The organism is Clostridium gelidum (assembly GCF_019977655.1).
GTDB classification, from domain to species: domain Bacteria; phylum Bacillota; class Clostridia; order Clostridiales; family Clostridiaceae; genus Clostridium; species Clostridium gelidum.
The window spans coordinates 5,954,802-5,974,715 of the sequence record NZ_AP024849.1 but is presented as its reverse complement, the minus strand read 5'-3'; the positions used below and the strand labels follow the sequence as shown (position 1 = coordinate 5,974,715).

Below are 19,914 nucleotides of genomic sequence, written 5' to 3'. Positions count from 1 at the left end.
TTGCACCCATTACAGTTTGCTCCAAATGTAAAATTTGGACAAACTATAATGGAACAACCTGCCATTAAGTGGTTTCAACAGCTTATTTTCAATGCCTATTGCACAAAAATATATCCAATTTCTTTGTTTTGATATACATATAAGTATAGTAAGTGTTAAATATAATACTAAGTATAAGCTTCAGATGTGGATATCTATATTTACAATATGTACTTATCCATAGAATGAGGAAGATATGTGGATAAGTTTGAGGTTTTAAATTATGTCTGTGGATTATATTTTTGATTCGAAGAATTATCTTATTATTTGTGCAAATAATAAAAATATATTATAATCTAATTTAGTTTATTTAAAATAGTAATCAAATAAGTTATAGATAAGTTATTTATAATGTACAAAGGGGATGAAATATGTGGATAATATAGATAAGGAAATACATAAAAAAAGATGGATAATATTACTTACGACTGTACTTTTAACATTTATGTCTACGCTTGATGGCAGTATAGTAAATGTTGCATTACCTGTCATGGCACAAAAACTTTCAGTAAGTATGGCATCTATTGAATGGGTAGTTACTAGTTATTTAATAGTTATTGTAGGAACCATTCTTATATTTGGAAGATTAGCTGATATTGTAGGGAAGACTACGGTTTTTAAATTAGGCATTATAATTTTTACAATTGGTTCTCTTACTTGTGGATTATCTAATTCGTTAATAATGTTAGTTTTTTCAAGAGGACTGCAAGCTATAGGTGCAGCTGGTACTATGTCAACAAGTCAAGGAATCATAACTCATGTATTCCCAAGTAATGAACGAGGGAGAGCATTAGGATTGAATGGTACATTTGTAGCTTTAGGAGCTATGATAGGGCCACCTATAGGAGGATTAATTGTATCAATTTTAAATTGGCAGTATATCTTTTTAATAAATGTACCTATAGGCATATTAGCTTTTATTCTTGCAATGAAAACACTACCTAAAAGCAGTAATAATAAAGGTGAGAACTTGGATATAAAAGGAGCAGTTTTATTTGGTGCAACAATGGTATTGTTGTTTGGATCATTAACTTTTGGTAAAGAAATTGGATTTGGTAATAAAATAATTATTATGAGTTTAATTGGTTCACTGATATTGTTTATATTATTTATAAGGGTTGAAAAAGGAATAAATCAGCCATTAATAAATTTGGAAATCTTCAAAAATTCATTATTTTCACTTAGCATATTTTGTTCATTTATTTCATTTGTAGCAATAAGTTGCTCAAATATAATACTGCCATTTTATTTGCAATATGTAATGAAATTAACTCCATCATTTACAGGACTATTAATGATGGTATCACCAATAATATTATCAGTTGCTGCACCGATTAGTGGATATATGTCAGATAGAGTAGGTTCAGAAGTGTTAACGTTCATAGGACTTATAGGAACTAGTTTAGGATTATTTTTAATATCCACTTTAAATCAGTATTCATATTTAGGTTTTCTGATTGTATTTATAGCTATAATGACTATAGGAAATGGAATGTTCCAATCACCTAATAATTCATTAGTTATGTCTACAGTAGATAAAGATAAGCTGGGAATTGCGGGAAGTATAAATGCTTTAGTAAGAAACTTAGGGATGGTTTTTGGAATATCATTATCTACAACACTTTTATATAGTCTTATGAGCAAAAAAATGGGATATCATGTTACAGGATATATAGAGGGACGAGATGATGTTTTTGTATATGGAATGCACTATGTTTATATTGCAGCAGGGATTATATGCGCCATTGGAGCAATACTTACGGCATATAGGTTATATGGAATTAAGGCACAATCAAAAAGAAGAGCAAAGTAAATACTTTTAAGTAGGAGAATAATAATGAATATTACTATAATTACAGTTGGAAAATTAAAAGAAAAATATTTAAAAGATGCAATAGATGAGTATTCTAAAAGATTAAGTAGATATTGCAAGTTAGACATAATAGAGCTGCCAGATGAAAAGACACCAGATAATGCTTCAGAAAAAGAAGAAGAAGCAATTAAAGAAAAAGAAGGTCAAGCAATATTAAATAAAATTAAAGATACTATGTTTGTAATAGCAATGGATTTAAGTGGTAAACAATTAACTTCACAAGAGTTTTCAGATTATGTACATAACTTAGGGGTAACAGGAAATTCTAATATAGTATTTATAATAGGCGGGAGTTTAGGAATTTCAAAAAGTGTTTTAGCTAGAGCAAATTATAAATTATGCTTCTCAAAAATGACATTTCCTCATCAACTTTTTAGAGTTATGCTGCTAGAGCAGATATATAGAGGGTTTAGGATAATGAAGGGTGAACCGTATCATAAGTAAATGAGAACTTCACTAAATATTATGCAATGTGTAATATTAATAGAATCTAAAAGATAAGATTAGGGTATTACATGATTGAAAGTGTTATGCTATACTATCAAAGTAAATGCGTTGTACCGATGGTCAGATCACTTGTCGTCGGTATAGGGTGTTTTTTTTGTTTAAATAAAACCAAGGAGGATATTATGGAAGAATGTATGCCTAGAAATGGAAAAGAAGGGCTGATTTACGGGGGTGTTATATGTGCATTGACTTGCATTTGCATGGCAACTATGAGTATTAGTATTCACATGGGTGGAGTGTCAAGAGAAGCTATAGTCACATCGTTAAAAGCATTTCCATTAGTTTTTATAATTGCAATGATACTTGAGCTGTTTATTGTGGGGAAGATAGCTGGTAAACTAGTGAATGTTTTTAGTTCACCGACAGATAGTTTTAATGCTCATATTCTGTTTAAAACATTTTTTACCGTTATTGGTATGTCAGTTATTATGACAATTGTGGGGGGGAGTTTTATCAAGTGGGTTCAGTATGGAAGTCATTAAAGAGTTGCCAATTTCCTGGCCACGCAATTTTTGTGTAGTTATATTTTTAGAATTGCTTATTGTACAACCTGTTGCAAGAAATGTGATGAGAATAATGCATGAAACCCAAGAAAAATGCAAACCGGCAATGAAGCTGATTTAGACTGTATGTTAAGTGAATAAAAACAAAAGGGTTTTGAACAATAAACAATCTTCTTTTATGGCGCAATAGTTAAAAGTATAATGATAAGGAGTAACTAAGAGGTACTTCTTATTTTAAATAAAAGAATTTGTTATATAAGTAAGAAAAGTGTTATCACTTGCCACGGATACGGTGAACTATATCTCAAATAAAGGATGAGAAGTAAAGTAAAAGAAAATATTAAAGTGTTTAAGATATATTAAAATCTTCTCTCACCAATTCAATAAATAACGAAATTGCAGGGCTAATCCACTTATTTTTGTGATAAGCATAGATTGCTGTGATTTTAGCATCTAGACTCGCTACCTGTAGTTCTTTTAACTTTCCATTATTAAGCTCTTCTTCTACTGTAAAACGAGGCAAAAACGAAATTCCTAGATTACTTGCAACACATTTTTTTATTGCTTCAATGCTTCCAAGTTCGATTGTGTTATTTAGTAATATATTTTTATCAAAAAAGTAACTTTCAAGTATTTTTCGATAAACGGATTCTACTTCATTAATGATAAGGCTTGTATTTATTTTTTGGTTTGGCTCCACAAAGTCTAATTTTTTTTGTTCAAATTGTGGTGAACATACTAAAGCTACATTAAAATCAGAAAGCTTAACAGCACATAAACTATCATTTTGACTTCTTACATCATACATTAAACCAAGGTCCACTGAACCACTTGCTAACATATTTTTTATGGCATAACAATTTAGTGAAATCATAGAAAGATTTACATTAGGAGCTTTTTCTTTAAATAAGCTTAAAACATTCTGTAATTTATAAGACATCAATGATTCTGCAACAGCAATTTTTAACTCTCCTGTAATCTTATCGCCAACTTTACCAATACTCTCAATTTTTTTCACTGTATTAAGTAATTCATTTGCATAAGGTATCATTTCTTTTCCTAGTGAAGTTAATACCATATTACGACCAATCTTTTCGAATAATTTTATTGAGAGTTCCTGCTCTAACTGCTGAATCTGTGAGGTAATAGTAGATTGTGTATACCCCAATCTTGCAGCAGCATTTGAAAAGTTACCTTCTTCAATAATACTTTTAAAGGTTTTAAAATGTCTAATATCCATTAATCTCACCTCAATCTCTATATTAATTATAATGATATATTGATAAAATCGAATTGTCAATTCGAATATATCAATTTTACAAATATATAATTCTCTGATAATATGAATTTATAGAGAAGCTACAAAATTAATTAAGTAAGCTATTGTAAATAGCTCTATATTAATAAAAATGAATAAATTTGTATATCTTAGCTCGTTAAAAAAATAACAATGTTACTTTTAATTAATAGGAGGAATAAAAAATGAGAGATGTAGTAATAGTAAGCGCAGTAAGAACTGCAATAGGAGCATATGGTAAAACTTTAAAAGATATACCAGCAGTTGAATTAGGTGCAATAGTAATAAAAGAGGCTGTTAGAAGGGCAAATATAAACCCTAATGAAATTAATGAAGTTATTTTTGGAAATGTACTCCAAGCAGGTTTAGGTCAAAATCCAGCACGACAAGCTGCTGTGAAAGCAGGATTGCCTGTAGAGATATCTGCATTTACAATTAATAAAGTTTGTGGCTCAGGACTTAGATCTATAAGTTTAGCAGCTCAAATTATAAAAGCTGGTGATGCGGATGCTATTGTAGTAGGTGGCATGGAAAATATGTCTAGCGCACCATTTTTACTAGATAATGCAAGATGGGGACAAAGAATGGGACATGGTGAACTAGTTGATGAAATGATAAAAGATGGTTTATGGGATGCTTTTAATGACTATCATATGGGAGTAACAGCAGAAAATGTGGCAGAAAAATGGAATATAACAAGAGACGAACAAGATGAATTCTCGCTACTATCACAACAAAAAGCAGAAATAGCAATTAAGAACGGAGAATTTAAAGATGAAATAGTTCCTGTAGTAATTAAAACAAAAAAAGGTGAAATAATATTTGACCAAGATGAATTCCCTAGGTTTGGTAATAATATAGAAGCATTAAAAAAGCTTAAGCCCATTTTTAAAGAAAATGGTACAGTGACAGCGGGAAATGCATCTGGACTAAACGATGGAGCAGCAGCTTTAGTAATAATGAGTGCAGATAAAGCTAAAGCTTTAGGAATAAAACCACTTGCTAAAATTACTTCTTATGGATCAGCTGGATTAGACCCAGCGATAATGGGATATGGTGCATTTTATGCAACAAAAGCGGCTTTAGATAAAATCAATTTAAAAGCAGAAGATTTAGACTTAATCGAAGCAAATGAAGCATATGCATCTCAAAGTATAGCAATAACTAAAGATTTAAATTTAGATATGAGTAAAGTTAATGTTAATGGTGGCGCTATAGCACTTGGACATCCTATAGGTGCATCTGGTGCACGTATTTTGGTAACGTTGCTACATGCTATGGAAAAAAGGGATGCGAAGAAAGGACTTGCGACGTTGTGCATTGGTGGAGGTCAAGGGACTGCCTTAATAGTTGAAAGAGAATAATTATAATCATCAATTTAGAAAGATGGGTGGAAAAATGGCTTTATTAGCAGAGCAAATAAAAAGTGTAGCGCTGGAAATGGGTTATGAAAAGTGTGGAATTATTAAGATCTCTCAGCTTGATGGATATGAGGAAAAACTCAATGAAAGAATTGATCGAATTCCAGAAGCCAAAGGTTTTTATCAAAGTATGTATCGTTTTACACATTTGCAAGATACTTATCCTTGGGCAAAATCAATTGTCATATGCGTAAGAAGATATGGGAAATATCATATTCCAGAACATTTGAATGGTATGATTGGGAAAAGTTATTTAGTTGACGTAAGAAAAGATGAGAATTCTAAAGAATTGCAAGATAGTTTGAAATTAGAGAAATATATGCAAGGATTGGGGATTAGAGCAGAAAATGAGAGGGGGTTTAGTCTTGCACCAGTACGATTTGCAGCTATGAAAGCTGGACTTGGAGTGATTCGAAAGAATAATTTCTTTTATACTGAAAATGGCTCATGGGTACATTTAGAATCATGGCTTATTGATAAAGAACTTGAGTCTATAGAGGTACCTAAAATAAAAGCTTGTCCTGAAAATTGTGGATTATGCATAAAAGCTTGCCCTTCAGCTTCTTTATCAGAACCATATACTATGAATCCTATAGCATGTGTATCTTGTGTAACTACATTTATGGGAAGAGATATGATTAACGAAAAATACAGAGAACAAATAGGAAATTGGGTTTATGGATGTGACGTCTGTCAAGATGTTTGCCCTATGAATAAAAACCGTTGGGAGGAAATAGAAGAGTTCCCTAATTTGCAAGAATTAAGTGAGCATATATCCTTAGAAAAAATTCTAAAAATGGATTATTCCTTTTTAGAAGAAGTGATGCAGCCTAAGTTTTGGTATATAGATAAATCAAGTGTTTGGAAATGGAAAGTTAATGCTATTAATGTAATGGTAAATAACTATAAGGAGCAATATAGAGAACATATAATGTATTCATGTAACGATAGTAATTCAAAGGTACGAGAAATGGCGGAGTGGGCAATTAAAAAATTGAACCTTCAATAATAATTTAAAAAAGTAGATTGTTTTTCATTTTAAAGCATTGTATGATTATTTCAGACATCGGGGTACTAAAAAATAGGAGAATAATCAATAGTGATAGATAAAGAATACTATAAAATGATTTTTAAAAGAAAATCATTCAGAAAATTTAACGATACCCTTAAGCTCTCTAATGATGAATTACGTGATATTGATGAAAAAGTTAAAGAGTTAATATCACTTGTGGACAATATAGACGTTAAATACCGTATTGTACGAAGAGAAGAAACTACCTGTAAACGAGGGGAGTATTGTCTACTTATTTACAGTGAAGAAAAAGAGAAATTTTTATTAAATATTGGATATATGTTTGAACAATTGGATTTATATTTAGCGAATAAAGATATTGGAGTATGCTGGTACGGAATGGGTAAAACACAAGAGTTAGAATATGAAAACTTGAAATTTGTAATTATGATGGCTTTGGGTAAAGGGCAGCCTAGCGAGTTTAGAAGAGATTATACAAAATGCAAGAGAAAAGAAACGCAGGAGATCTGGAATGGTGTCTCAGGATTAGAAACAATAGCTGAAGTTGTAAAATATGCGCCAAGTGCATGCAATACACAGTCATGGAGAGTTGTTTGTAAAAAGAATAAATTAAAAATATATAGGACAACAAATGTTAAATCTATTATGCCTAAAGACAAAGTACCATTTTATAACTCAATTGATATAGGGATTTTTCTGTATTTTTTAGAATTAGCTCTGTTGTATAACCATATTTCTTTTCAGAGATTTCTTTGCAAGGAACAGGATGAAGCTGAGTTAATACCTATTGCCATATACAATTTACTTTAACGGAAAATATCAATTTAAACCTAATGAAATGAAAATTCTTTAATATATAAGTTTCAATAATGATTTTAGAATTTGCTTGTAAAATGCGGATTAAGAGATATGTGAAAACTTTATTGCAACATATATAATAAAAAAATAGAGGTTTATCTTTCGTGAAGAATTGATATAAGATAAATAAGAAAAGCTTAGCGCGTCAACACTAAGCAATCCTTAGAACAAAGGTAGATAGCCAAAATCTTATATTTTGTGCTAGTCACTTTTACAAAGTGCTTATTTTGTTTTAAGGCTATTGGATGAATTTAATAAGATTAATTAAGAAAAGGTGCTAATTTTTGCGGGATGAGCACTTTTTTATTTGCTTTTAACTTCTATATCAAGACCAGCGAATTTAATCTTAATTTTTAATTGATGCATAAAAGGATTATGCTAATTTGATATATTAAAAAGTATTGTAAGTGTAATTATATATAAATTTAAAAATCTGAAAAAAACTTCCCTACACTTTTGTTTATAGGAATCTCTGAAAATATAATATGAGTAGAAGTTGTAGAATCTAATGATGAAATAGAATCAACAAACGTTTCAATTTCAGAGATGGATTTAACACATAATTTTACTAATATACAAGAATGACCTGCTATTCTATAGCAGAAAATTACACGAGGATGATTATAAATAAATTCCTTGAATTTTTCAAATTTACTATTTTTAATATCAATTTGAATCATGCATTGTATGGCAAAACCTAAAGCCGCTTCATTTATCTTTATAGTGTAGCCTTCGATTACTCCATTATCTTCAAATTTTCTTATTCTTTCTGTAACTGATGGGGGAGAGAGGTTTACTCTTTTAGATAATTCTCTAATAGATAAACGACTGTCTGATTGAAGTTCCATTAGAATTTTAATATCTGTATTATCCATTTTCATATGATATAAATTACCTTTCTATTTGTTCTATTTAAAATATATATACTGTTAAATAGTATTATGTGAAAAGGAAAAATGGCTTTGTATCTATTATAATATAAGGAGGTTGAATTCTCAAATCTTAACTATTTTTTATTTAATAGATATATGGAAGGATAATTAGAATGAAAGATATTAAAAGTCACATGATTTTAAACAATGGAGTAAAAATGCCTTGGATTGGATTTGGAACTTATAGGGCTGAAAATGGAACTGAGCTTATTGAAGCAGTAAAAGAAGCACTAAGAATTGGGTATCGTCATATAGACACAGCGTCTTTTTATGGTAATGAAGAGGAGGTTGGCATTGCAATAAAGGAAAGTGGATTACCTAGAGACGAAATATTTTTAGTAAATAAAATTTGGATATCGGATCATGGATATGAGAAAACGCTACAAGCTTTTAAAACTTCTATTAAAAAACTTGGAACAGATTATCTAGATTTATATTTAATTCATTGGCCACAATCCTTAAATAAAGAAACTTGGAAGGCTCTAGAAAAGCTCTATAAAGAAGGATATATAAGAGCTATAGGAGTGAGTAATTTTACAAGTAAACATCTAAAAGATTTATTAGAAGATATTGAAATTATACCAGCAGTAAATCAGGTAGAATTTCATCCTAAGCTTGTTCAAAATGAATTAATGGAATTTTGTAAGAAATATAATATTCAGTTAGAAGCTTGGTCACCTTTAATGAGGGGATTAATTTTTCAACTTCCACTTTTTCAGCAACTTTCACAAAAATATGAAAGAACAATCTCTCAAATTGTACTAAGATGGGACTTGCAGATGGGAGTTGTTACTATTCCTAAATCAACAACATTAACAAGGATAAAAGAAAATGCAGATATATTCAATTTTGAAATAAGTAAAGAAGATATGGAAAAGATTAAGAAATTAAATAATGGCTTTAGAATAGGAATGAATCCTAATGAAGTTTATGCACATCCAGAGATAATCAAAGGATAATATAAGACGCATAGTAATGTATCTAAGTAACCGATGAGAACCAAGTCCAGATGGAGGAAGTAAGCATGACAAAGCTTGGACAAATGTTGATTGAAGAAGGAATTGAAAAACAAGCAACAGATACAGCCATAAAAGCAATAGAAATGGGAATGAGTAATGAAGTAATAAGCGAGTTAACAGGACTTACAGATAGAGAAATAAATATACTTAGAAGAGCTAAGCGTAATTAACAAGCAATAGTAATAATGAGAAATAGATTCAATAATTAATAATAGATTATCTTCCGGGCTTAAATTATCTCATATAAAAATCAATTATTAAAGAAAGAGTAACATACATACGGGGATATGAATGTTACTCTTTATATTTATGGGGTAAATATTTATGAAAAAAAATTTATCAAGCTTACAAATTTATTATAGTCTGATATTATGTCAGAACCGTGGCAAATTTAAATTATAATATCGCATTATCCAAGAGATTCAATAGTCCAATCTTCACAATTCCACACATCTGTTACGATATCTTTATAAAATTCTGGCTCATGACATACTAGGAGTATGCTACCATCATATAGTTTTAAAGCTCGCTTAAGTTCATTTTTCGCATGCACATCTAGATGATTAGTTGGTTCATCTAAAACTAATATATTAGAGGGTTTATTAATAAGTTTACATAATCTAACTTTAGCTTGTTCTCCTCCGCTTAATATATTAATAGGACTTTCTATATGTTGTCTTGTTAAGCCACATTTCGCTAACTGACTTCGTACTTCACTTTTACTTGAATTTGGAAATTTACTCCAAACATCATCTAAAACAGTATTAGTATTATCTTCTATAATTTCTTGTTCAAAGTAGCCTATTTCTTGATAATCACCTAACTTTATTTCTCCATCTATAGGCTTCAATAATCCAAGTAAGCTTTTTAGTAGTGTTGATTTTCCGAGTCCATTAGCACCAAGTATTGCAATTTTTTGTTCTCTTTGCATTTTTAAATTTAGAGATTTACTTAGAGGCTCGTTGTATCCAATAACTAAATTTTTAGATTGAAAGATTATACTATCTGAAGATCTTGCCTTCTTAAAGTCAAAGTGTGGTTTTATGTTTTCACTTTTAATCTCTATTCTTTCAATTTTATCTAGTTTTTTCTCTCGTGATTTAGCTTGTTTTGAAGTTGAAGCTCTTGCTTTATTTTTTCTTATAAAATCTTCAAGTTTTGAGATTTCATTTTGTTGCTGTCTGTATTCAATGCTTAACTGTTCCTTTTTTATAGCGTAAAGTTTAAGAAAACGATCATAATTTCCAACATACCTTGATAATGTTTTATGTTCAAGATGATAAATAATATTTGTCACACTATTTACAAAGTCATTATCATGAGAGATTAATATAAATGAATTTTCATAGTTCATTAAATATGTTTTTAACCACTCTATATGCTCTTCATCCAGATGGTTAGTAGGTTCATCTAATAACAAAATGTCTGGGGATTCTAAAAGAAGTTTGGCAAGGAGAACTTTAGTTCTTTGTCCACCACTTAAAGCTGAAGCATCTGTATCTAAAAACTCCCTAATTCCAAGACCTGCTGCAGTTGATTGTATTTTTGAATTAATACTATAAAAATCATTTTTATCTAAGGTATCTTGCATATTAGCAATTTTATTTAAAGTTTTATTTACTTCTTCCTCATTCATAGTGCCAAGTATGTTATATAAATCATTAATTTCTTTTTCTATATCAAATAAATTTGAAAATGCTTCTTCTAAAATAGTCTCTACAGTATGTCCCTTTTTAAGATCAACGTGTTGATCCATATACCCCGCGCTAACTTTATTACTCCATTCAATGTTACCGCTATCTGGCAATATTTGATTTGTAATAATTTTCATAAAGGTTGATTTACCTTCACCGTTAGCACCAACAAGAGCAATATGCTCTCCTTTTAATAATCTAAAAGATACATTGTTAAATAATATTCTGTCACCAAATGAATGGCTCATGTTTTCAATTGTTAAAATACTCATTATTTGTTTACTTATCTCCTTCAAAATCAATATATTATTTGCAAATAGACATATCATTTTATACTATAAACACTCAAGTTCATAAATATTTCTGTATTATATGTGACCATATAATAAAATGACGGAATTTTTGCAATACAGATAAGTATAATATAAACTCTAGCATTTTTAAAGGTTTAATTTATTATATAGTGTCTTTATTTTCGAAAGGACTATGATCAGTAATTCAAATTATTTGTTAAGGCTACTGTATGTGCACAGAAGGCAGAATTTGATTGTGTTCAGATTTATGTAGTATTTGGGTTGACTACTTAACCGATTTGTCCAATCCTTACTGCAATCATCGTTTTAAGTGGAGTAGAACAAGCTAAAGCTAGATTATGTAAGTTAATTAATGAACCCACTAATATATTAGTTTTAGATGAACCGACAAACCACTTAGATATTTATGCTAAATTTTTTTTATTCTTTCTGTATTGAGATGGTGTACAGCCTATATTTTTACGGAATATCTCCGTAAAATAGCTAGAACCGGTAAATCCGCATTGAAGTGATATTTCGGTAACTGAAAGAGAAGGAATATTCAGCAATTCAATACTTTTTTCTAATCGATATTCTGTTAAATATGAAACAGGACTCTTATGCAAAATAAGTTGGAAAATATAGCAACAGTTGCTACGACACACATTTCCAGCGGCAGCAATCTCATCTAAAGTAATTTTTCTATGATAATTCTTCTGTATGTATCCTATCATGTTATGCATAGCCTCTAGTTTTTTATCATCAGTCGCTTCCAGAGTAGAAATATTGTTTTTTATATTATGATGGAGACTGTAACACAAGGAATGAAAAAGACTCATGATATGCAATTCAAAGCCATCTTTCTCTTCATTGGATAATTTATATATATTTTTCAAAATATCAATCAGGTTTCTTTGCCAGACGATTTCTGGATGCAATATGGAAAAGGGATGGGAGGTATCTGAACATACGGGAAGTACATAATTTTCTTTAATTCTTGTAAGACTAGAAAGAAGGAATGGGGGTAGTAGTATGCAGATAAAGCTGCAGTCAGAACCATCAGCAGAATATCCATAATGCATCTGCTCAGAATTTATAAAAATCCCCTGTCCTTCTTGTAATTCATAGCTTTTTCCATTTACGGAATACGACATTTTACCATTTAAAAGTAGGGTAAATTCCCAGTCATTATGCCAATGGTTAGCAGCAGCCATAGCTGGATAGTCTGAAAGCAAGGCTTGTTTTGCACGAATAGGAAAATCTGCGAAATTATAAGATACAACTTCTGAGTTATTACTTAATAGTTTCATCGCTAACATAGTTTGCCCTCCCCAATTTATAAATTTTTAATCAATATACTATTGTTATAAAAATATAGCTTATTGTTATATTATTATAAAGTATTATGGAATATTATTATAATATGGACAATGCAAGAAAGCAATTTGAAAATGACCTTGATTGGGAAGGAGATTATTTTATGTTGGCAGATTATCATGTACATACAGAGTTTAGCGACGATTCTGAGTATTTAATGGAAGAATGTATTAAAAAGGCAGTTCAAATAGGACTCGATGAATTATGTTTTACGGAGCATATTGATTATGGTGTGAAAACTGATTTAAATTGTAACTTAAAAGAATACAGAAAAGAATTTCTTAGATGTAAGGAGCTCTATCAGGATAGGATTACGTTACAGTTTGGAATAGAGTTTGGTATACAGGCAGGGACAGTACAAAGTTTTCAACAAGATTTTGATGAGTATCCATTTGATTTTGTAATTTTATCCTGCCATCAGGTGGATAACAAAGAATTTTGGACTCAGGATTTCCAGAGAGGAAAGACACAAAAAGAATATCAAGAAAAATATTATGAAGAAATTCTTCAGGTGATAAAGAAGTATAATGACTACAGTATATTGGGGCATCTGGATATGATTAAGCGTTATGATAAATGTGGAGAATATCCCTTCGAAAAAGTAAAACCGCTGATTGAGGAGATCTTAAAGACTATTATTAATGATGGTAAAGGAATAGAAGTTAATACATCCTGTTTTCGGTATGGTATTAATGATTTAACACCCTCTATTGATATTTTAAAATTATATAGAAATCTGGGTGGTGAAATTATTACAATTGGCTCTGATTCACATGAAGGGGGACATTTGGGATGCAAAATTGCTGAAGTTAAGAAAACTTTAAAGGATCTTGGATTTCACGCAGTGTACACATTTGATAAGATGAAACCAATTGCAAATCCACTTTAGACGTTAAATGATAAAGGTGGAAAAGAGAGATGAAAACGAAAGTACTAAACCCCGATAGAGCAAATATAGTATTTATTTTATACAAGGCATTGCAGGAGTTATTGCAGGTATTATATATTCAGCAACTATAAGAAATGGAATCGCATTTTCATTGTCGTTTACAGTAGTTTATAGTGTTACTCTAATATTAATTACTATATTAAAATATAAAGAACCTCAAGGAGAGAAGTAATATAGGAAATAATATGTTAATAGGGTAATATAAAAGTAATTATGATGTATTTAGGAAATAAGATAAAATAATTATAGAAATAAGATAAGAAAAGGGGAGTAGAGAAATGAATCAAAAAGAGAGAATGTTAGCAGGATTACCATATAAAGCTTGGCTAGATGGGCTTAGTGAAGAAAGACTGGAAAATAAGTTAAAAATACATGAGTATAATTTACTCTGTCCAGATGAAAAGAAAAAAATGAATGAACTGATTAAAGACATACTTGGAAAAACAGGTGATAGTGTTTTTATAGAGCAGCCGTTTCACTGTGATTATGGTAAAAATATTGTGGTGGGTAATAACTTTTTCGCTAATTATAATTGTACAATATTAGATGTAGGGAAGGTAATCATAGGTGAAAATGTACAATTTGCACCAAATGTTTCTCTATATACGGCAGGACATCCAATACATCCTGATTCACGAAATTCTGGATATGAATATGGCATTGGTATAACAATAGGAGATAATGTTTGGCTTGGTGGAAATGTTGTTGTAAATCCTGGAGTTCATATTGGCAATAATGTTGTTATTGGAGCAGGAAGTGTAGTTATTAAAGACATTCCAGATAATATGGTAGCAGTGGGAAATCCATGTAAGGTTATCCGTGAGATTACAGAAGAAGATCGTAAATATTATTATAAAAACAACGAGTTTGATGTTGATGATTACAACGTTTAGTTAAAGGATGTGAGAATATGAAAATTGAACATGTGGCTATATGGACTAAGGATATAGAAAAATTAAAAGACTTTTATGTAACTTATTTTGATGGTGTTGCTGGAGATAAATATACTAATCATAAAAAACAATTTGAGTCATACTTTATTAAATTTGATTCAGGGGCAAGACTTGAAGTTATGCAGATGGTGACAATTCCTCCAAATTTAAATGATACAATTAATCAATATATAGGTTTAATTCATATTGCCATTTCTGTAGGCAGTGTTGAAAAGGTAAATAACCTTACTGATTCATTAAGAAAGGCAGGTTATAGTATAGTAAGTGAACCTCGTTATACTGGAGATGGTTATTACGAGAGTTGTATTTTGGATTCTGATGGAAACCGAATAGAGATAACAGAATAAGCCTGATAGCTCTATTCATGTAAGAGTATGGTATTTTAAATACTTAACCTATTCCATGTAATTACAGTATGCTATATTACTTTTAATTTATTATATAGTATCTTTATTTTCGCAAGGACTATGAATAGTAATTCAAAGAATACCTTATCCCTTGTTACTATAAGAATTATGAAATAAATACTACAACACACAATTACATCAAGAATGCATGATAATATTACTCCATATATAAATTTATTTATAGCGAAGGTTATTGGAATAAATATTAAGGAATAATATAAATATTTTAAATTCTCAAAGGCAAATAAGTGTATATCTAGCTTAATTTCTTTTTTTACCAATCTATATTCCATTGCTATGACTACTAAATTTGCAATTAAAGTTGTTGCAATTACTGTAGTTGGTGTAAAGGTCTTAGTAATAAGTAAAAGTGTATTTAACACTAAATTTAATAAACCACCAATTAAAACTAATTTAGCATCTGTCTTTTCTCTTCCAAAGATATAAATTATCTGATCTGCTATAATTCGGTCAACTCCAATTGTTAACATATATATTGAAAATACCATTAATATTGGTACAGCAGGTAGATATGTATCTGTACCTCTTCCCATTATAATAATAACTTGTTTGGAAACTCCAAGTAGCCCTATTGATGCCGGAAATAAGAATAAAAAGTATACTTTCACTATTTTATTTAGCAACTTTAAATAAACTTCTTTTGAATGATTTTCTAAGTAATTAGAAAGTCTAGCCATAGAAACTTGAACTATTGTAAACATTAAAATATCTATCATATACATTATCTTTTGAGCCACGCCATAATATCCTGCTTCCGTTGAACCTATATAGCTATTTATCATATTTTTATCAAGCCAAGTATATAAAATATATGTGTTGGCAAGTATTACAACTGAGAACATGGGTTTTAGATGTTTTTTAAATTGTAAGTCTAAAAAGTTAAATTGTATTTTCTTTTTGATATATATGAAACTTGATATATTATTAATAAAATTTATTCCACAAGTAAGATATATGTAAAATAGAAAATCCTCTTGTGTTCTTACAAAGCATATTGTTAAAGCATTATATATTATTTTAACTATCATAGTTTTTATTACTATAAAATCATAATTTTCTAAAGCTTCATTAATCCATTCAACATTAAACATATTAAAGACTATGTTTAATCCCATAACCATACATGTATAAAAATAACCATCATTTCTATGGAATATAATTAGGAAAAAGGCATATAAAACTGAAATTATAGTTGTTGTAACAGTAGTGATTATAAATAAACTAGTGATAGTTTGTTTTAATTTATTTTTATCATCTCGAACCCTGCTTACTTCTCTTAAGCCATATTGATAAATTCCAAAACTTGCAAAAATCATAAAAACTGCAGTCCAGGCTTCCCCCATAGTTATATATCCATTTAATTTGTCTTGGATTGCACTAAGTACTACAGGCATAACTATTATTGGTAAGATTATATTAAATACATTTAATACTGTTTTGAAAATGGCATTTTTTGATATAGATTTAGACATAAGATATCTCCTCAGCTCATAATTTATTTTGAAGCTTGCAATATTATGGTAATATAGTAGTTGAATTGTTTCAATTGATATATACAAATATATAATATACTTGAAAAGTATATTATATTCAGTTGAATATAATTCAACTTACTTGATTATCATTAGATGATAACAATATGGAGTGATGAATTTGAATAAAGAATTATGCGAATTTAAAGAAATAGATGAAAAAGTTAAGAGTAAATTAAACTATATTAAAGCTAATCCTGATATTATGTTCAATAATATTAATGAGGTGAAAGCAGTAAAAAATGATATATATATGAAGACTTCTAAAGTTTTTATATATAATTTGAAAAAATTAATTCAACTAGAATTAACACAAAAGAACTTAGCTAACAAAATTGGGATATCAGAGGATTTACTTTCTAAGTACAAATCAGGAGATGCATTTCCAGCCATAGAAACATTATTATATATTTGTGAAGTATATAATATAGGAATTGAAAAACTTATTTCTAGTCCATTAACTACAGCAGATATTGAGAATTTAGAAAATCATAATGAGCTTGAATTTAATATATTTGAAGAGAAGTATTATGTTTATTTTTTAGTGACGAACATATCTAAAGAGGGAAGTTTACATGAAGGAATTGTGGAAATTAAGAATGGTAATGTAAGCTTTAAGATTTGTTCCAATGATAAGGTGATTAAATATTTTACAGGTAATTATACTACTTCTAATAAAATCATATTCTTCAATTTACAGAGTTCAAGTGATGGAATTACATATATAAATATGATTAAGCCTAATGTAAATAAAAATAAATATGTTGGTGGTTTAGCTATGATGATGCTTCCTTCAGATGCAAATAGTAAGCCATGCGTGCAAAAGATTTTATTTAGTAAAATTAAGCTGGATAGAGAATTGTATTATACTAACTTAAAAGAAATCTTGAACTTTAATGTTGAAGGAGTTACTTTAGGTCATGTTAAAATATCTCAATGGGAAGATGAAGCAGCTTTTAATTTTATATTAAAATTACTTTAGGCATAATCAAAAGATCATTATAATCAAAGAAAGAGTAACGTGCATATGTGAAAATATGTGCGTTACTTTTTATTGGAGCGATATTGCTTGACATGGACTTTGTCAGAAGTGTGTGATGCAGATGCACCATTAATTATTTACCTTTTACCTCTAGTTGGAAAATTTTCTATTATTAACATTACAGCAAAAATTATAGTTAATACTATTCCTACAATTGATATAGAATCAGTTATTTTTACTAAACTAAATCCAATGTATCTTATTGAATTTAGTTCATTGTGTATAAATGGAAGGATTAGCAGTACAAGTACTATACTTCCGAAAATACAATAAAGTAATTTGATATTTTTATCCATAATATATCTCTTCTTTCTACTTAGTTTTCTATATACTAATATAATACAGGCTATTTATTCCACTAACAACCTGTAATGTATAATTATTACTTAAAATGATATCTATAAATCAAGTTTAAAATATTTAATACTTTCTTCATAGTTGTTTTTAAGTGAGCAATGCAAGAATATATATAATAAACATGAGATATTTCATAAACAATTCACATACAAATGTGATGTAGTGTTTATAAGTAATTATAATCGATTTAAAAGAACTTGTGATTTTTACATAATGATTGTATAGAGGGGGAAGAGCATGACCGATCGATGCAACAATAGCTAATCATTATGCAGAGTAATTTCCACTAAGGTTTATTATAATTATTTTGTAAAGTGTTGACCCTAACACCACGTCATAGTGTAGTATAAAAATAGAGCTTGGATATATTACCAGAATTTCTAGCCGGCAGATTGTTAAGTAATATTTAAAGCTCTAAAATTAAACTTTGAGGTGTAGCAATGAGAACAGTAAAACAAGTTTCGGATTTGACAGGAATAAGTGTGCGCGCACTACATTATTACGATGAAATAGGATTATTAAAACCAAGTGAAATTACAGAATCAGGTTATAGGCTTTATGACGATGAAGCTCTTAAGACCTTGCAGCAGATTTTATTTTTTAAAGAACTTGATATACCTTTAAAAGATGTTAAAGAGATAATGCTCAGTCCATACTTTGATAAAATGCAAGCACTAAAAAATCAGAAAAAGTTACTTTTGTTAAAAAGTAAAAGATTGAATGGTTTAATAGAGCTTATAAATAAAACATTAAAAGGAGAAAATACAATGAATTTTAAAGAATTTGATATGAGTGAATATTATAATGTATTGGACGAATTTAAAATAGAACATGAGGATAAAGTAATTAAAATGTATGGCAGTATAGATAAATATAATGAATTTATTGAAAAATGTAAATCTAAAGAAGATGAAATTGCTAAAGATGCTATAAAGCAATATGGAAGCATTGAGAAATTTACTATAGCTTTAAAGAAAAATTTTAATAGTAACGCATTAACTTTAGAAGAACAATATAATAAGTTTAAAAAAGATTGCTTGGAAGATAAGCATCCTAAATTAAAAGAATTATATGAAAAGCTTACATCTGACTTAAGTAAAGATACTTCTTCAAAGGAGATTCAAGAAATTGCTGAAGAAATAGTAAATACGGCTAAAAAAGATTATGAGGCTTTTAAATCTGATAGGGGAGATGATTATTGGTACTACATGGTAAAAATTTATTCATTATTACCTGAATGGATAGAAGCAGTTGATAAGAAATATGGAAGCGGTGCATCTAAATTTATTGGAGAAGCTTTAAAAAAATGTCCTAGTACTAAGCTACCTAAAATAGAAGAGCTATATAAAAAGATTACATTGGATTTAAGTAAAGATCCGTACTCAAAGGAGATTCAAGAAATTGCTCATGAAATAGCAAACGAGATTGAAAAACAGAATAAAGCTTTAAAAGTAGATGTAGGAGAAAATTATTTAGGATATATTGCAGAAACATATTTATCAAATACAACTTATATAAAAGTCATTGATAAAAAATATGGAAATGGTGCATCTAAATTTGTTGGAAAAGCATTAAAGTTTTATTCTGAAAATAGTAATTCATGAATTTAAAAGTGTTATCACTTACTACTGATACGGTGAACTGGTGTGGTTGCGCAAGGTTGTGTAATTTAAGTGGTGGAAACCCACTCTGAAAATATATAGTCAAATCATTCAGGAGCGAGTCATGGAGATAAATAGGTAACTATTTATTTTAAGCGTTGAGAGTTAGGTAGTAGGCTTGAATGTGAATCACTTACTCAGCGAGT

The 19,914-nt window shown here is 29.3% G+C and carries 19 protein-coding genes; 14 read left to right on the top strand and 5 right to left on the bottom strand.

Features of this window, described 5'->3' with window-relative positions:
• Nucleotides 1–403 precede the first annotated feature (403 nt).
• From psyc5s11_RS27385 to psyc5s11_RS27375, 3 genes are all read left to right on the top strand, one after another.
• Nucleotides 404–1,852 carry an MFS transporter gene (locus psyc5s11_RS27385; RefSeq protein WP_224035589.1) on the top strand — a complete coding sequence of 483 codons (1,449 nt, stop codon included), beginning with the start codon at nucleotides 404–406 and terminating at the stop codon, nucleotides 1,850–1,852.
• Nucleotides 1,853–1,876: 24 nt separating this feature from the next.
• A complete protein-coding gene (rlmH, locus tag psyc5s11_RS27380; protein WP_224035588.1) occupies nucleotides 1,877–2,356 on the top strand; it encodes a 23S rRNA (pseudouridine(1915)-N(3))-methyltransferase RlmH in 480 nt (159 codons plus the stop codon).
• A gap of 185 nt (nucleotides 2,357–2,541) precedes the next feature.
• Entirely contained in the window at nucleotides 2,542–2,901 is a 360-nt protein-coding gene (locus psyc5s11_RS27375; RefSeq protein ID WP_224035587.1) for a hypothetical protein, read from the top strand.
• Nucleotides 2,902–3,271: 370 nt separating this feature from the next.
• Here psyc5s11_RS27375 and psyc5s11_RS27370 read toward each other — a convergent pair whose 3' ends face one another.
• On the bottom strand, nucleotides 3,272–4,162 hold the full coding sequence (locus psyc5s11_RS27370) for a LysR family transcriptional regulator (protein ID WP_224035586.1): 891 nt from the start codon (nucleotides 4,160–4,162) through the stop codon (nucleotides 3,272–3,274).
• Nucleotides 4,163–4,404: 242 nt separating this feature from the next.
• Here psyc5s11_RS27370 and psyc5s11_RS27365 point away from each other — a divergent pair, with 242 nt between their 5' ends.
• The 3 genes from psyc5s11_RS27365 to psyc5s11_RS27355 all read left to right on the top strand — a co-directional run bounded on the left by psyc5s11_RS27365 (nucleotide 4,405) and on the right by psyc5s11_RS27355 (nucleotide 7,483).
• On the top strand, nucleotides 4,405–5,583 hold the full coding sequence (locus tag psyc5s11_RS27365) for an acetyl-CoA C-acetyltransferase (RefSeq protein WP_224035585.1): 1,179 nt from the start codon (nucleotides 4,405–4,407) through the stop codon (nucleotides 5,581–5,583).
• Nucleotides 5,584–5,617: 34 nt separating this feature from the next.
• The gene (locus tag psyc5s11_RS27360; protein WP_224038277.1) at nucleotides 5,618–6,649 is read left to right on the top strand and encodes an epoxyqueuosine reductase; all 1,032 of its coding nucleotides are present in this window, start codon (nucleotides 5,618–5,620) and stop codon (nucleotides 6,647–6,649) included.
• A 90-nt stretch (nucleotides 6,650–6,739) separates the two neighbouring features.
• Nucleotides 6,740–7,483 carry a nitroreductase family protein gene (locus tag psyc5s11_RS27355; RefSeq protein ID WP_224035584.1) on the top strand — a complete coding sequence of 248 codons (744 nt, stop codon included), beginning with the start codon at nucleotides 6,740–6,742 and terminating at the stop codon, nucleotides 7,481–7,483.
• Between the two features lie 473 nt (nucleotides 7,484–7,956).
• Here the strand turns inward: psyc5s11_RS27355 and psyc5s11_RS27350 are convergent, their stop codons facing one another.
• Nucleotides 7,957–8,412: an Lrp/AsnC family transcriptional regulator gene (locus psyc5s11_RS27350; protein WP_224035583.1), complete on the bottom strand. Its 456-nt coding sequence runs from the start codon at nucleotides 8,410–8,412 to the stop codon at nucleotides 7,957–7,959.
• 164 nt (nucleotides 8,413–8,576) lie between these two features.
• Here psyc5s11_RS27350 and psyc5s11_RS27345 point away from each other — a divergent pair, with 164 nt between their 5' ends.
• Nucleotides 8,577–9,422, top strand: coding sequence for an aldo/keto reductase (locus psyc5s11_RS27345; protein WP_224035582.1), 846 nt, complete (start codon nucleotides 8,577–8,579; stop codon nucleotides 9,420–9,422).
• 65 nt (nucleotides 9,423–9,487) lie between these two features.
• The gene (locus psyc5s11_RS27340) at nucleotides 9,488–9,652 is read left to right on the top strand and encodes a hypothetical protein (protein ID WP_224035581.1); all 165 of its coding nucleotides are present in this window, start codon (nucleotides 9,488–9,490) and stop codon (nucleotides 9,650–9,652) included.
• A gap of 239 nt (nucleotides 9,653–9,891) precedes the next feature.
• On the opposite strand, the gene abc-f is transcribed toward psyc5s11_RS27340, so the two are convergent.
• Nucleotides 9,892–11,448: a ribosomal protection-like ABC-F family protein gene (abc-f, locus tag psyc5s11_RS27335; protein WP_224035580.1), complete on the bottom strand. Its 1,557-nt coding sequence runs from the start codon at nucleotides 11,446–11,448 to the stop codon at nucleotides 9,892–9,894.
• Between the two features lie 446 nt (nucleotides 11,449–11,894).
• Nucleotides 11,895–12,788 (bottom strand): AraC family transcriptional regulator, encoded by an 894-nt coding sequence (locus psyc5s11_RS27330; RefSeq protein WP_224035579.1) that lies wholly within the window; start codon nucleotides 12,786–12,788, stop codon nucleotides 11,895–11,897.
• Nucleotides 12,789–12,874: 86 nt separating this feature from the next.
• Here psyc5s11_RS27330 and psyc5s11_RS27325 point away from each other — a divergent pair, with 86 nt between their 5' ends.
• From psyc5s11_RS27325 to psyc5s11_RS27315, 3 genes are all read left to right on the top strand, one after another.
• Nucleotides 12,875–13,735, top strand: coding sequence for a histidinol-phosphatase HisJ family protein (locus psyc5s11_RS27325; protein ID WP_375541978.1), 861 nt, complete (start codon nucleotides 12,875–12,877; stop codon nucleotides 13,733–13,735).
• Nucleotides 13,736–14,073: 338 nt separating this feature from the next.
• Complete coding sequence (locus psyc5s11_RS27320) at nucleotides 14,074–14,688, top strand: sugar O-acetyltransferase (protein WP_224035578.1); 615 nt, start codon at nucleotides 14,074–14,076, stop codon at nucleotides 14,686–14,688.
• Nucleotides 14,689–14,705: 17 nt separating this feature from the next.
• A complete protein-coding gene (locus psyc5s11_RS27315; protein WP_224035577.1) occupies nucleotides 14,706–15,095 on the top strand; it encodes a VOC family protein in 390 nt (129 codons plus the stop codon).
• Between the two features lie 71 nt (nucleotides 15,096–15,166).
• Here the strand turns inward: psyc5s11_RS27315 and psyc5s11_RS27310 are convergent, their stop codons facing one another.
• Entirely contained in the window at nucleotides 15,167–16,648 is a 1,482-nt protein-coding gene (locus psyc5s11_RS27310) for an oligosaccharide flippase family protein (RefSeq protein ID WP_224035576.1), read from the bottom strand.
• A 181-nt stretch (nucleotides 16,649–16,829) separates the two neighbouring features.
• Between psyc5s11_RS27310 and psyc5s11_RS27305 the strand changes: the two genes are divergently transcribed.
• The 3 genes from psyc5s11_RS27305 (at nucleotide 16,830) to psyc5s11_RS27295 (ending at nucleotide 19,711) form a co-directional block, all read left to right on the top strand.
• Nucleotides 16,830–17,690, top strand: a complete 861-nt coding sequence (locus psyc5s11_RS27305; RefSeq protein ID WP_224035575.1) for a helix-turn-helix domain-containing protein — start codon at nucleotides 16,830–16,832, stop codon at nucleotides 17,688–17,690.
• An 87-nt stretch (nucleotides 17,691–17,777) separates the two neighbouring features.
• Nucleotides 17,778–18,023, top strand: coding sequence for a hypothetical protein (locus tag psyc5s11_RS27300; RefSeq protein WP_224035574.1), 246 nt, complete (start codon nucleotides 17,778–17,780; stop codon nucleotides 18,021–18,023).
• Between the two features lie 524 nt (nucleotides 18,024–18,547).
• Nucleotides 18,548–19,711 carry a MerR family transcriptional regulator gene (locus tag psyc5s11_RS27295; protein ID WP_224035573.1) on the top strand — a complete coding sequence of 388 codons (1,164 nt, stop codon included), beginning with the start codon at nucleotides 18,548–18,550 and terminating at the stop codon, nucleotides 19,709–19,711.
• The last annotated feature ends 203 nt before the right edge of the window (nucleotides 19,712–19,914 follow it).

What these genes read in the sequence shown, in the direction of transcription:
- psyc5s11_RS27365 (WP_224035585.1), top strand. Translation starts at nt 4,405, where the DNA reads ATGAGAGATGTAGTAATAGTAAGCGCAGTAAGAACTGCAATAGGAGCA.
- psyc5s11_RS27325 (WP_375541978.1), top strand. Translation starts at nt 12,875, where the DNA reads ATGGAATATTATTATAATATGGACAATGCAAGAAAGCAATTTGAAAAT.
- psyc5s11_RS27375 (WP_224035587.1), top strand. Translation starts at nt 2,542, where the DNA reads ATGGAAGAATGTATGCCTAGAAATGGAAAAGAAGGGCTGATTTACGGG.
- abc-f (WP_224035580.1), bottom strand. Translation starts at nt 11,448, where the DNA reads ATGAGTATTTTAACAATTGAAAACATGAGCCATTCATTTGGTGACAGA.
- psyc5s11_RS27310 (WP_224035576.1), bottom strand. Translation starts at nt 16,648, where the DNA reads ATGTCTAAATCTATATCAAAAAATGCCATTTTCAAAACAGTATTAAAT.
- psyc5s11_RS27295 (WP_224035573.1), top strand. Translation starts at nt 18,548, where the DNA reads ATGAGAACAGTAAAACAAGTTTCGGATTTGACAGGAATAAGTGTGCGC.
- psyc5s11_RS27350 (WP_224035583.1), bottom strand. Translation starts at nt 8,412, where the DNA reads ATGAAAATGGATAATACAGATATTAAAATTCTAATGGAACTTCAATCA.
- psyc5s11_RS27340 (WP_224035581.1), top strand. Translation starts at nt 9,488, where the DNA reads ATGACAAAGCTTGGACAAATGTTGATTGAAGAAGGAATTGAAAAACAA.
- psyc5s11_RS27320 (WP_224035578.1), top strand. Translation starts at nt 14,074, where the DNA reads ATGAATCAAAAAGAGAGAATGTTAGCAGGATTACCATATAAAGCTTGG.
- psyc5s11_RS27385 (WP_224035589.1), top strand. Translation starts at nt 404, where the DNA reads ATGAAATATGTGGATAATATAGATAAGGAAATACATAAAAAAAGATGG.
- psyc5s11_RS27345 (WP_224035582.1), top strand. Translation starts at nt 8,577, where the DNA reads ATGAAAGATATTAAAAGTCACATGATTTTAAACAATGGAGTAAAAATG.
- psyc5s11_RS27315 (WP_224035577.1), top strand. Translation starts at nt 14,706, where the DNA reads ATGAAAATTGAACATGTGGCTATATGGACTAAGGATATAGAAAAATTA.
- psyc5s11_RS27330 (WP_224035579.1), bottom strand. Translation starts at nt 12,788, where the DNA reads ATGTTAGCGATGAAACTATTAAGTAATAACTCAGAAGTTGTATCTTAT.
- psyc5s11_RS27360 (WP_224038277.1), top strand. Translation starts at nt 5,618, where the DNA reads ATGGCTTTATTAGCAGAGCAAATAAAAAGTGTAGCGCTGGAAATGGGT.
- psyc5s11_RS27370 (WP_224035586.1), bottom strand. Translation starts at nt 4,162, where the DNA reads ATGGATATTAGACATTTTAAAACCTTTAAAAGTATTATTGAAGAAGGT.
- rlmH (WP_224035588.1), top strand. Translation starts at nt 1,877, where the DNA reads ATGAATATTACTATAATTACAGTTGGAAAATTAAAAGAAAAATATTTA.